The sequence below is a fragment of the Synechococcus elongatus PCC 6301 genome, assembly GCF_000010065.1.
Lineage (GTDB): Bacteria > Cyanobacteriota > Cyanobacteriia > Synechococcales > Synechococcaceae > Synechococcus > Synechococcus elongatus.
Genome location: NC_006576.1, coordinates 788,048 through 800,192, shown reverse-complemented (window position 1 = coordinate 800,192; position 12,145 = coordinate 788,048). Strand labels below are relative to the sequence as shown.

General features: G+C 54.3%; 13 protein-coding genes. 7 read left to right on the top strand and 6 right to left on the bottom strand.

The features are described 5' to 3' along the window. Positions 1-17: 17 nt before the first annotated feature. Positions 18-953, top strand: coding sequence for a serine hydrolase (locus SYC_RS03690; RefSeq protein WP_011243025.1), 936 nt, complete (start codon positions 18-20; stop codon positions 951-953). A gap of 128 nt (positions 954-1,081) precedes the next feature. Here the strand turns inward: SYC_RS03690 and cobW are convergent, their stop codons facing one another. Next, positions 1,082-2,128 carry a cobalamin biosynthesis protein CobW gene (cobW, locus tag SYC_RS03685; protein WP_011243024.1) on the bottom strand — a complete coding sequence of 349 codons (1,047 nt, stop codon included), beginning with the start codon at positions 2,126-2,128 and terminating at the stop codon, positions 1,082-1,084. Positions 2,129-2,197: 69 nt separating this feature from the next. Continuing rightward, a complete protein-coding gene (locus SYC_RS03680; RefSeq protein WP_011243023.1) occupies positions 2,198-2,566 on the bottom strand; it encodes a DUF2237 family protein in 369 nt (122 codons plus the stop codon). Positions 2,567-2,830: 264 nt separating this feature from the next. On the opposite strand from SYC_RS03680, the gene SYC_RS03675 reads away from it, so the two are divergent. Both SYC_RS03675 and asnS read left to right on the top strand, forming a co-directional pair. Further along, on the top strand, positions 2,831-3,163 hold the full coding sequence (locus SYC_RS03675; protein WP_011377749.1) for a septal ring lytic transglycosylase RlpA family protein: 333 nt from the start codon (positions 2,831-2,833) through the stop codon (positions 3,161-3,163). A 103-nt stretch (positions 3,164-3,266) separates the two neighbouring features. Then, positions 3,267-4,655 (top strand): asparagine--tRNA ligase, encoded by a 1,389-nt coding sequence (gene asnS / locus SYC_RS03670; protein WP_011243022.1) that lies wholly within the window; start codon positions 3,267-3,269, stop codon positions 4,653-4,655. 18 nt (positions 4,656-4,673) lie between these two features. On the opposite strand, the gene SYC_RS03665 is transcribed toward asnS, so the two are convergent. Further along, the gene (locus SYC_RS03665; RefSeq protein ID WP_011243021.1) at positions 4,674-5,330 is read right to left on the bottom strand and encodes an HD domain-containing protein; all 657 of its coding nucleotides are present in this window, start codon (positions 5,328-5,330) and stop codon (positions 4,674-4,676) included. A gap of 394 nt (positions 5,331-5,724) precedes the next feature. Then, positions 5,725-5,949 (bottom strand): IS5 family transposase, encoded by a 225-nt coding sequence (locus SYC_RS03660; protein ID WP_011243020.1) that lies wholly within the window; start codon positions 5,947-5,949, stop codon positions 5,725-5,727. 487 nt (positions 5,950-6,436) lie between these two features. Here SYC_RS03660 and SYC_RS03650 point away from each other — a divergent pair, with 487 nt between their 5' ends. The 4 genes from SYC_RS03650 (at position 6,437) to ruvB (ending at position 10,114) form a co-directional block, all read left to right on the top strand. Then, positions 6,437-7,501 (top strand): RuBisCO accumulation factor 1, encoded by a 1,065-nt coding sequence (locus SYC_RS03650; RefSeq protein ID WP_041676945.1) that lies wholly within the window; start codon positions 6,437-6,439, stop codon positions 7,499-7,501. 7 nt (positions 7,502-7,508) lie between these two features. Then, a complete protein-coding gene (locus tag SYC_RS13975) occupies positions 7,509-7,685 on the top strand; it encodes a hypothetical protein (RefSeq protein WP_173282520.1) in 177 nt (58 codons plus the stop codon). Positions 7,686-7,907: 222 nt separating this feature from the next. After that, positions 7,908-8,561: an alpha/beta hydrolase gene (locus SYC_RS03645; protein ID WP_041676944.1), complete on the top strand. Its 654-nt coding sequence runs from the start codon at positions 7,908-7,910 to the stop codon at positions 8,559-8,561. A 425-nt stretch (positions 8,562-8,986) separates the two neighbouring features. Then, positions 8,987-10,114 (top strand): Holliday junction branch migration DNA helicase RuvB, encoded by a 1,128-nt coding sequence (gene ruvB / locus SYC_RS03640; protein WP_011243017.1) that lies wholly within the window; start codon positions 8,987-8,989, stop codon positions 10,112-10,114. 377 nt (positions 10,115-10,491) lie between these two features. On the opposite strand, the gene SYC_RS03635 is transcribed toward ruvB, so the two are convergent. Both SYC_RS03635 and SYC_RS03630 read right to left on the bottom strand, forming a co-directional pair. Then, positions 10,492-11,508, bottom strand: a complete 1,017-nt coding sequence (locus tag SYC_RS03635) for a sll0787 family AIR synthase-like protein (RefSeq protein ID WP_011243016.1) — start codon at positions 11,506-11,508, stop codon at positions 10,492-10,494. Continuing rightward, entirely contained in the window at positions 11,505-12,137 is a 633-nt protein-coding gene (locus SYC_RS03630; RefSeq protein ID WP_081422170.1) for an MSMEG_0567/Sll0786 family nitrogen starvation N-acetyltransferase, read from the bottom strand. Before SYC_RS03630 ends, SYC_RS03635 begins: the two co-directional genes overlap by 4 nt. Positions 12,138-12,145 lie beyond the last annotated feature (8 nt).

Genomic DNA, 12,145 nt, shown 5'->3' with positions numbered 1-12,145 from the left:
GGGTGGAAGGTTCGCCAATGCTGTTCTTTGAAACGGATGCCACGCTGGCTCTCTGGGGCGAGGCCGTGCTTGCTGCCACCTGGGCTGAATTTCCGCAGTTGGCACGCAACCAATTGGCGCTGACTTGGATTGTCTACGACGATCCGGTTCCTGTGAATACCGGCGGCGCGATCGCCCCCCAAAGCTTTTGGTCATTGCCAATTCGCGGCTTTCACTATCGCGGTGATGAAGCCATCTATCCAGCCAGTGTTGTCAAGCTCTTCTACTTAGTGGCAGCACTGGAGTGGTTGCAACAGGGCATGATTCAGCCCAGTGCAGAACTCGATCGCGCCTTGCGAGACATGATTGTTGATTCCAGTAACGATGCGACGGGCTACATTGTCGATTTACTGAGCGGCACCACCAGTGGCCCCGAATTAGGCGATGGACCGTTCAAAACCTGGCAATTTCAGCGCAACATTGTCAATCGCTATTACCAGTCGTTGATGTGGCCGGAATTACAGCCCATTAACGTCAATCAAAAAACCTGGGGTGATGGCCCTTATGGTCGGGAACGTGCCTTCTATGGTCCCGAATTTGAGAACCGCAACAAGTTGACAACCAATGCAACGGCGCGGTTATTGCATGCGATCGCTGGAGGCGTTGCTGTTTCTCCTTCTGCCTCACAGCGGATGTTGAACCTATTGAACCGGCCTTTTGATCCGCGATCGCTTGCGGAAGATCCGGAAAATCAAGTTACAGGTTTCCTCGGTCAAGATTTGCCTCAAGGCAGTCAGCTCTGGTCTAAAGCAGGCTGGATGAGCCGAGTCCGCCATGATGCTGCCTATCTAGAAATTCCGGGACTGCCACCCCATCTTTTAGTCGCATTCACCGAAGGCAAAGAACACGCCAATAACGAAGCGATTCTGCCGTTTATTGCCCAGCAAGTTCGCCAGCAGCTCCAGCCAGCCTAAAGTTGCAGTGAGATTGAGATCCAGATGAGTAAAGGTCTCAACTGCAGTGCTCTAAAATCATTGAATTAATGAGCGATCGCCACTTAACTCAGGCGATCGCTGACTAGAGGATATTGTCTGCTGAAAGCCTAGCTAACAGCAACAGAATTGAGAGCTGATTGTAGGACCTCTGCGTTGAGGTCTTCACCAATCACAACTAACTGGCTACGGCGTTCTTCGGGCGATCGCCAAGGACGGTCATAGAACCAGTCGAAGCGTGGGCCTACACCCTGAAAAACAAGGCGCATTGATTTGCCCGGAACGGCTAGAAAACCCTTCACACGATAGAGCGTTTGGGATTGCTGTAAGGCTTGCAGTCGCTCAGCCAATGCTTCTGGCTGCCATTCCGCATCCAGATTTAAATGGACAGCCGCGATCGCATCATCGTGATCATGCTCTTCCTCGTGATCGTGATGGCTGGGTCGCTGTTCTAAATTATCTTCAACTGCTGCATTAAAGCCCAGCAAAACATCTGAATCAAGTTGACCATTGGTCACCGGCACAATCGGCACACCCGATCGCACTTGCGTACTCAGCCAACGGCGAACGCGATCGCTCTCTTCGGGTGAGAGGCAGTCGATTTTGCTGAGTAACACGAGATCAGCGCAGGCTAATTGATCCTCAAATAGCTCTTCGATTGGCGTTTCGTGATCAAGACTGTCATCTGCTTGGCGTTGCTCTTCAAGGGCATCCAAATCCGTTGCAAATTGACCCGCTGCAACGGCAACAGCATCGACGAGGGTGACCACCCCATCGACGGTTGCCCCAGTCCGAATTTCGGGCCGACGAAAGGCTTGGACTAAAGGTTTAGGTAAAGCCAGCCCGCTGGTTTCAATCACAATGCAGTCAATCTGTTCCCGCCGCTGCAACAGCGTTTGCATGGTTGGCAGAAATTCTTCTTGAACCGTGCAGCATAGGCAACCATTCGCCAGTTCGAGAATATTACTGTCTGCAGTTTCATCCTCATCGCAAACGCCGCAACTGCGCAGCAACTCACCATCGATGCCGACTTCGCCGAACTCATTGACGAGGACCGCAATCCGGCGACCTTGATTATTAAGCAAGAGATTGCGGATCAGGGTCGTTTTGCCAGCTCCTAAAAAGCCGGTGATCACCGTCACGGGCAGCTTATGCATCGATCGCTCTCGCAGAAAGACATGCTTGCACCCTAGCTGATCACGGCGATCGCCCCCAGATTTTGCGGTCTAAACCGGCAGGGCATGAGCTTGTAAATCCGCCAAGCTGACGTAGCGCAGGGCGCTTTTTTCAGTTGATTGCAAAACCACCGGCGGTGCCATGCCTGCTTCAAAAGCTTCTTGCCAGCGACTGGCGCAGAGGCACCAGCGATCGCCGGCTTTCAGTCCGGGGAAATTGAACTCAGGGCGAGGCGTCATCAAGTCATTGCCGCGATCGCGCGAGAACAGCAAAAACTCTTCTGTCATCTCAGCGCAGACCGTATGGCTACCGCGATCTTGGACATCGGTTTGGCAAAAACCATTGCGATACCAGCCGGTCATCGGGGCACAGCAGCAAACTTCGAGGTCCTGACCGAGGACATTTTGACCTTGACCCATGCAGGTAATTTCTCTGAAATCAGCGCCTCTCGATCGTAGCCATAGCCAAAGCGAACGACTAAGCAAACCCAATCTGAGGGTCAGATGGTATATTTACCCATGACAGGGTATCGTCGCCCCTAGGCGATCGCGTTTTCGGCGCCTTCAACCTCTTCCTAGCCGAAACGACGAGAGGACTCTAGTGATTGTCCTTTCTGCCTCTCGACTGTCCCTCAGGTCGCTTCTTAGTAAGCCCTGGTGGTGTGAAGAGTTCAATTCCAATTCTTGAAACAATTCATCTTTGCGAGCTCAGCAGCGATCGCGTTGTTGACCCCCACGTCTGCCTTGGCCTCGGAAGTCTGGGCAACGGTTTACCATTCGTCCTATCACAATGGGCGAACCGCGAGTGGTGAACGGTTCAATTACTATGGCTACACCGCAGCGAGCGCCCGTTATCCCATGGGGACCCAGCTGCAAGTGAGTCGGGGCGGCCGCAGCGTGACGGTTCGCGTCAACGATCGCTGCAATTGCGACCTCGACTTAGCCTACGGCGCCATGCGAGATCTGGGTGGCCACAGTAACTGGAGCGGCCCAGTCCGAGTACGCGTTCTGCGCTAGCTTCGTGGTCAGCCTTGCTTGAGTTACTGATTCGATCGCTCACAGACCTTCAGACGCTGCGGTTTGCGGTTTCAATGGAGATTGTCTTGCGATCGGCATCCGTATGGCTTCAGCGCGAATTGTGGATCTCCTTAGCCAGGGTCAACCTGGCCAAACCGTTGTGGTGCGGGGGTGGATTCGCACTGCTCGGCAACTGAAGGAGTTCACCTTCGTCGAAGTCAACGACGGGTCTTGCCTCAAGGGCATCCAGGTCGTTCTGGGGCAGGAGCTGGCTGACTATGAGATGCTTGCCAAGCAGTTAGATACGGGTGCTGCGATCGCTGTTGAAGGACAGTTGGTGGCGTCGCCCGCTAAAGGTCAGCGCGTTGAACTGCAGGCAGCTTCGGTTGAAATTGTTGGTGGTGCTGATCCTGAGCAATATCCGCTCCAGAAAAAACGCCATTCGTTCGAATTTCTGCGCACGATCGCTCACCTGCGGCCACGAACCAATTCCCTCGGAGCGGTGATGCGGGTTCGCAATGCTGCGGCAACTGCGATTCATGACTTCTTCCAAGAGCGCGGCTTCCTCTGGGTGCATACGCCGATTATCACGGCGAGTGACTGCGAAGGCGCAGGTGAACTGTTCACGGTCACCAATCTCGATCTCGACAAGCTAGGGCAGTCACAGCAAGCACCAGATTTTGAACAGGACTTTTTTGGCAAACGTGCCTATTTAACCGTCAGCGGCCAGCTCGAAGCCGAGATTATGGGGCTGGGGTTCAGCAACGTCTACACCTTTGGCCCGACTTTTCGCGCTGAGAACTCCAATACCTCCCGTCACTTGGCAGAGTTTTGGATGGTCGAGCCGGAGACGGCTTTTTGCGATCTTGGCGGCGACATGGACTTGGCCGAAGCCTTCTTGAAATTTGTCTTCCAGCGAGTCAGCGATCGCTGCAGCGAGGATCTAGAGTTCTTCAATCAGCGCATTGATTCGGAGGTGCTAAACCGCGCTGAGACGATCCTCAATAACGACTTTGAGCGCGTTAGCTATACCGATGCGATCGCTCTCCTCGAAAAAGCTGATCGCAGCTTCGACTATCCCGTGGCTTGGGGCATTGACCTGCAATCAGAACATGAGCGCTACTTGGCTGAGGAGTATTTCCGCAAGCCGTTGATCGTCTATGATTACCCGCGCGAAATCAAAGCCCTTTATATGCGGCTCAACGACGATCAAAAAACAGTGGCTGCAATGGACGTGCTGGCACCTGGCATCGGTGAAATCATCGGCGGTTCTCAGCGGGAAGAACGGCTCGGTGTCCTAAAGCAGCGTCTTGCTGAAGCGAATCTGCCCGAGGAGAACTACTGGTGGTACTTGGATCTGTGGCGCTACGGCAGTGTTCCCCATGCCGGATTTGGCCTAGGCTTTGAGCGACTGGTGCAATTCATCACAGGCATGGGCAACATCCGCGATGTGATTCCCTTTCCCCGCACGCCCCAAAACGCCGAGTTTTAGTTTTAGCGTGAGATGCACTCAGCAGGCTGTGATGTCGGTGTATTGAGCCTTTGAACAAGCTACTGGGATCAATCGAACCAGACTTTCAAGCTGCTTCGCCGTTTGCTGGATGGCTTCAACGGTCTGGCTGAGTTGCTGGCTGAGCGGCCCCGGCAGCCGCGCTTGGAAGCAAGTAGCGAGCTGCTGGTAATACCAGATTGTGCCAGCTTGTCCAGCCTTGAATCGGTCGAACAGTACTAGCCCATGGTTCTGCAAGTCGATCAAAATCGATCGCGCATTGTGGAGCTTGTCGCAGGCCGAGACGAGCAGGATATCTGGAGCAACGGTGGCTAAATGCTGCAGGTATTGCTGTTTGCGATCGCGCCAGTCTGGCTTTTGACCTGCTGCATCAGGTACGCCGTCGGTGCAACCCCAAACAATGGCAGTTACGCGATCGCCAAACTGCTCACGAATCAAAGCTTCTGATTCGGGGCCAGTATCTTCGATGGCATCGTGCAAAAGAGCGGCAATCGTCTGATCTTCATCGCCGCCATGCTCCATCACCAAGCTGGCGACGGCGAGTAGATGCGCTAGATAGGGAATGCTGGTGCCTTTGCGTACTTGATCGGCATGAAGCTGCGCTGCAAGGCTAACGGCTGCTCCAATGCGGGCTGAAGGTTGAAAAGTCGGCAGCATTAAGATTCGACCCCGTGAGTGGTGTGAGGCGGAAATGTATGGAATTAAGCCTAGGGCGATCGCCTAGGCACCCTCAAACTAACTAAAAAAAGGCAGCCAAGAGCGACTAAAGCAATTAAGAAGCTGTTTTCGGGGAGATGGGCGGCAGCGTCGATTGAGGGTGAGTTTTCTCAGCAGCAGGCGACGCATTACCAAGTAGATGAAACACTCATGGTGTTCGGGGAGCTCTTCATAATCACGGCAGAGTCGCCGCGCATTGTCGAGCCCAGTAAAGGTTCACTCGATCAGCCAGCGCTTGGGCTCAACGCTGAATCCTTGGCTCAACCGTTTTGTTAGATCCAGACTGGCTATCCATCAATCCCAAACACAGTGCTCCCTCCCGTCCGAGTTCCAGTCACACTTGGCGACTCAGGGTGTGATTAGCCTGTTCCCCGATCTCTAAGCGCCGCCAGCGGAAGAAGTCGCCATAGACGGTTTGCCACGCTGGAAAGTCATGAAGTAGAGATCTCCACTGGATGCCGTTCTCCGCGATGTACATCCAGACATTGACGACTTCTCGGATTTCCACCGTGCGCGGAGAGCCAAGGGGATTTGCCGACGGCAAGATCGGTTCGAGCAAGGTTCATTCTGCCTCGGTCAAATCACTGGGCTAGGGTTGACAAACCATGGCTGCAGCACAGGCAACATCTCCTATTGCAGCCAACCCATCCCTCTAAGGCCACCCTCATCACCTTTCCTCTGTAATGGCTTCTCAATGCAGCATGGAAAATTTTGAGAACAACATCAATGACTCTCAATTTTTATGTGTTTTCAATTAAAATATTTAGTCTGGATTTTGAGGCAATATTATTACTTTTGTCAGACTTTAAAAGTTCTATTAATGATGATGTTGTTGTATTAATGATGCTTTTAGAGATTAACAATCTGAACTTTACTGGTTTTGCCTTTTCTTTTGGCTGCGAAGAACTGCCGAGCATCAAACATTAAAGTTGAGCTCCCGATCTCTGGCTATAACTATTTTCAGCTCTCCTTGCCTGGTTCTGGTGCAGCAAGGTCATCTTTGTTTATGCTGATATTTATCCGTCTTGTTTGTGAATGCTCTTGCGATGCGTGAGTTCACCCCCACAACTCTCAGCGAGGAAGAACGTCAGGAACTGTTGGGGCAACTCCGACGCAAAGAAGGACGCTGGCTGGCTTGGGCAAGAGCTTGTCAGACCTTGCTCAAAAATGGACTCGATCCCCAAACCCTATTTGAAGCCACGGGCTTTGAGCCGATTCAGCAGAACCAAATTACGGTCGCCATGCAGGTCTATGACTCAATCCTGCGGCAAGATCCCCCGGCTCACGTTCGCGAGACCTATCAAGAATGGGGCAGTGACCTCCTCTACGAATTGCGCGAGCTGGATCAAGAGCAGCGATCGCTCTGTGCTCAACTCGCCCTAGAGCGCAAGTTAGACGCGGACCAAATCCGTGAAGTTGCTAAGGCCACGAAGGACTTTTGCCGACTGCCCAAGCAACCCGAAAACTTTGACCGCCACCCCGGCGACGCAGTCGCCCATCAATGCTGGCGCTTGGCTCAAGAACGGACGGACCTAACCGAGCGATCGCGCTTAATTGCCCGGGGTTTACAGTTTGCCCAGTCGGCGGGGGCTCGTGCCCTCATCGAAGCATTGCTGCTAGATCTCAGCGGGGTGCCCAGTCGCAAACCACCGATGCTGCCGATCTATCGACTGGAAACCGAAGAAGACCTACCGCGACTCCTCCCGTTTGCCGGCACATTGCCGCTCAGCAGCAGCCAAATTGAAGCGATCGCAGCGGTCGAAGCGGAGGGGCCCTTTGGACTAGTCTCCAGTCCACAAGGACAACAGTGGCTGGCATTGCCGGGTTGGCAAGCAATTCTGACCGCAGAAGATCCGATCGCCTGTCTCGAACAAATCGATCGCCTGCCCAACGCACCAGAAGGCCCCACAGAAGCGGTTGTTTTAGTAGTGGATCGTGCCGATCGGGACTGGGATGCCGATCACTTTTTCTTGGTCGAGCAGGCCGAAGGGGCAAGGATTCAGTGGTCGCCCTCCGCGATCGCTGCGCCCATCCTTGGTCGACTAGTGCTGATTTTGCGACCGAAGCGCGTCCTTGATGAAGCCCGCGATCGCAACACCTTGGCAGTTTGAAGAATAGATGCCCCGCGCTCCTCAACCCTGCGATCGCTGCCAAGCCCTAGCCACTGTTCGCTATCGGGTCCAAGTTGAGGCGCAGGGGGTCTGGCAGCTCGTCTGTCCTGGCTGCCAAGCCCAAGTTAGTCAAGATAATCCGCACTACCGCTATGGCGGGACTTGGAAAGCGCGTCAACGCTAAACCACGATCCCAGGCAACCCAAAGAATCCAGTTTCTAAACTGGAACTAAAATTCCCGACCGCGAATAAATTCCCGAAAAGTAATCTTCATCGTCGCTTTGCCAAACCCAGAAGCTCTCTAACGAAGATAAGGAGTAGAGCTGCTGAAGAGCCTTATCTATGACGGTTCCTTCCTGCGCTTGTTCCTCGTTTTCTACTCCTCGCTGTTAAGGACTTCGTGATCATGAAAACACTGCTTTTGGGTGCTTTCGCAACTGCAACCGCTGCGGCCTTGTTCATGCCAACGTCTGCTCAGGCAGCGAACAATGTCACCCTCATTAATGGCGCTTGGGCGCGATCGGTGACGATTGGCGACCTGCAAGCCATGGCGAAGCAAGATCAAGTCCAAGGCTTTACCCTCGACGCAGTCGATATCACGCACACTCAGTTCCAAACGGTCCGCGATTTTCTGAATCGGCCGATCAACTACAAAATGGTTGAAGCCGATTACTTGCTGAACAGTGCTTCTGGCGAAAAACTGTTGGACCAAATCGGCATGGTTATGGCTCCTCGAACAGCCGGTGCAGATGGTCGTCAAGCACTGCGGAGTGCCATTATCCTTTCCTTGGCGGATGACAACCGCACGACCCCGCTGGAAATCATCCAAAACTATCCGACAGATGCTCGGATTAACTTGGGCGCCTTGTTTGCAGCCGACGCTAAGTTTATTCCTGATGCGCTGGCTTTCCTAGACACCAACCAGCAGCTAGCGATGCAAAAAACCAGCATCGATTGGATGATTGCCCAAAATCCCAATACGCTCTCTAACCGCGACTTTGCTCAACAGGAGCCCCTGCCGCTTCAAGAGAGCCCTGCACCCGTTCGAGGTCTTTGGTAAATCCTGAGAACTAACCGTCCCTGATCGAAAGCTATCGCTTGGTCAGGGCATCAAACAAACCATCGATTGAGCCAAAAAGGGGTGAAACCATTCACCCTTTTTTATTGACCAGTCTTCAGACCAAGGGATTGCTGGAGGTTCCATATTCTGCGCAACCATAATGTGAAGTCTTGGATCAGTTCATCAGGCAATGTTGAGGATTGCCCCGCGATCGCTCTAGGGCAGGGCATGCTGAACAGAGACCTATTGCCTAGTTTGCATTGGGGCCTTAGTTGAATAATTGCTGCGGTCGCTCTTGGCCGCTTTTTCTTTTCTTGGCTAGTTTGATGTTGCCGAGGCGATCGCCCTAGGCTGGAGAAGCGGGTCAGGAATAGAGTCTTCAACCCAGTAGGCGATAGGATAGCGACGACGCGCAAGCGGGCGCTATGGCGATTGTTTCTTCGAAATCTCCCGACCCAGCCGAGCGGCGATCGCAGGCTAAAACGAAGCCCTCTGTTTCTGAACCACAGGATTCTCTGGTTCGCCCGCAGGCTGCTCCCGAAGAGAGTCAGCGACCGGAAGACCAAATCCGCCCGCAACGACTCGCGGATTACATCGGTCAGCCAGAGCTGAAGGATGTGCTAGGAATTGCGATCGCAGCGGCCAAAAGTCGTCAAGAAAGCCTCGATCATTTGCTGCTCTACGGGCCGCCAGGCTTAGGTAAAACGACAATGGCCTTGGTGCTGGCTACGGAAATGGGCGTGCAATGTCGGATCACCACGGCACCAGCGCTGGAACGCCCCCGCGATATCGTTGGTTTGCTGGTCAATCTGCAGCCGGGTGATGTGCTGTTCATCGACGAAATTCATCGTCTGCCCAAGGTCACGGAGGAAATTCTCTATCCAGCAATGGAGGACTTTCGGCTCGACATCACCATCGGCAAGGGCCAGAGTGCCCGCACCCCCAGTATTACGTTGCACCCTTTCACCCTCGTGGGCGCGACCACCCAGATTGGAGCTCTGACCTCACCCTTGCGCGATCGCTTTGGTCTGGTGCAACGGCTGCGTTTTTACGAGGTCGAAGCTTTGACGGATATTGTCCAGCGCACAGCGCGTCTGCTGAATACACCGCTCGATCAGGCTGGAGCTGAGGAAATTGCTAAGCGATCGCGGGGTACCCCACGAATTGCTAATCGCCTGCTACGACGGGTGCGCGACTATGCGGCTGTCAAAGCACCAGGGCCAATTACCGGGGCGATCGCGGCCACTGCTTTGGAGCTCTATAACGTTGATCCCTGCGGACTAGACTGGACCGATCGCCGCCTATTGTCCCACTTGATCGAGAACTTTGGCGGCGGTCCGGTCGGGTTGGAGACTTTAGCAGCGGCTACCGGCGAGGATGCTCAGACGGTGGAGGAAGTCTACGAGCCCTATCTGCTCCAGATTGGTTATTTGCAGCGAACTCCTCCCGGTCGAGTGGCTACGCCAGCAGCTTGGCGACATTTGGGTTACGAGCCACCACAAGCGAGTGGGCAGCTGACTTTGCAGCAACTGCTGACTGAACCGGAGACATGAAAGTGGGGGCGATCGCTCCCATGAATTTAAATTGCGCTTCGGGATCAGTGCCCTCTAACTGCGCCAAACTGAAGGTAGAAATCTCCCATAAGGTCCTCCACCAGGGACAAAGGGGAGTCCCCCGTCGGATGGCAGCGCGAACCAGGCGGGGGAGTTTTTTTAGCCATTGCATCAAGTAGGCTGCAAGCAAATTAGGACCATTTCTGAGATTGCTGGGTATCGAATCCCTCCAGCCCTACCGCAACCAGATTTCTTGTGAGACCGAGGGACTCAATCACGATTGCTACGGGTTTGAGGCTGAGTCGTTCGAATCTCAATGTCCTAACTTGCAATGCGATCGCTCCCTTCCCAAAGATCGGTAGCTGAGCGGGTGTTGTTCAGTGTGGCGATTCAGGATCAGTCAGCGCTGAAAAGCCCATCAAGGACTGCTCTTGACAGTCCCAAAAACAGACTTGAGCTTGGCGATCGCAGAGGCGCACTTGACCCGTGTTAGTGAAAGAACCCAGGTGATCACAGGTTAGATCTGGTTCTGTCGCGACTCGTTGTAGGAAGCGATCGCAGCAAGCTTCAGGGACGGCAAGGAGGAAGCCAAAGCTAGGAAAACAGGTCAACCAGCGATCGCGACTAACTCCGGCTGGATAGCTGAGGCGATCGAGGTGGAGATCAAGCCCCGCACCGCTGGTTTCGGCGAACATCACGGCGGTACCAATCAAGCCGCCCATACTGACATCCTTAGCCGCTGAAACCAAGCCAGCATCGGCTAACTGCGCCATCAGTTCCCAGTGGCGACGCAGCTGTTCCGGCGCTGTCCCTGTGGCGGCATCCCAAAAGGGATAGTGGCGATAGAACTGGCCGTCACGGTTGATCAACAGGTAGCAACGATCGCCGGCTTGGGCCGATCGCGCTGAGAGGACGTGGGGACCCACTTGACCTAGGACTGCCACGGACAGGGCGCTGTAGGGGCTTTGGAGGTTGGAGTGCCCCCCGACGATCGGGATACCAAATTTCTCGGCGGCAAACTGAAGACCGGCGAACACCTGATCAGCATGCTGGCGATCGCGGCTCCAGGGACTATTGACCACCGCGATCGGACGACCACCCATGGCGGCAATGTCACTGAGGTTCACCAGCACACCACTCCAGCCAGCAAACCAAGGATCTTCTGCCACTAAGTCGGGATGAATTCCTTCGCAAGCGAAGAGTAAGCGGTTAGCAGTCGCAGGTAACAGAGCCGCATCATCACCCAAGGCTGCTGCTAGTCCCAATTTGGGAAAGGGCCGATGGGGCAAACTCGCTGCTGCTGCTTGAATATCGCGCTTGCCCTGCAAGCCTGCCAAGGTTTGGAGTTGAGCCGCGAGAGCAGCCAAATCTTGGGCAATCGCAGCATCGCTCATGCGGCTTGACGACGGGGGCGGAGCATCCGGGCCGGTTGGTAGTAGTTGAGGTCTGCTTCCATCAGATAATGGGCCAAGCCCCGAATTTCCAACTCATCCAGCGACTGCCAGTGCAAGCGTTGTAAGAAGCGAACATTTTGAATTTGCACCGTTGCCAAAAAGCGATCGCAGCCCCAAGCATTTGCCGTGGTCACAGCTTTCCAGATCAGACCTTTGCCAATCTGGTTTTGGCGACGAAAAGCGGCATCCACGCCCAAGCGACCGCCGTACCAGACCCGAGGTGAGGATTCGAGAATGCGGACCACACCGACAACCTGCCCGGCCGCATCACCGGTGTGAGCAACTGCTGCAATCGGATAGGCGATCGCGTCTTGATCATCGCGATCGGAGTCTTTAAATAACCCTTGCTCTTCGCAGAAAATGCGTCGCCGCAGGTCCCAGTAGCCCGCCAGCAGCGGCGAAGGCGGCTGCGCCAGATGAAAAGAAAAGCGATCGGAACTCGCCGTTGGCGACAGTCGAAAGTCTTCAGCATCAATGCCAATGCCCCAGCGCACCGAGGGCACAAAACTGTTTGGCAAGGAGGTGCGGCTCTGGCCCAGCTCGGGACTAGTGGGATCAAGGAAGTACATCGCAATAC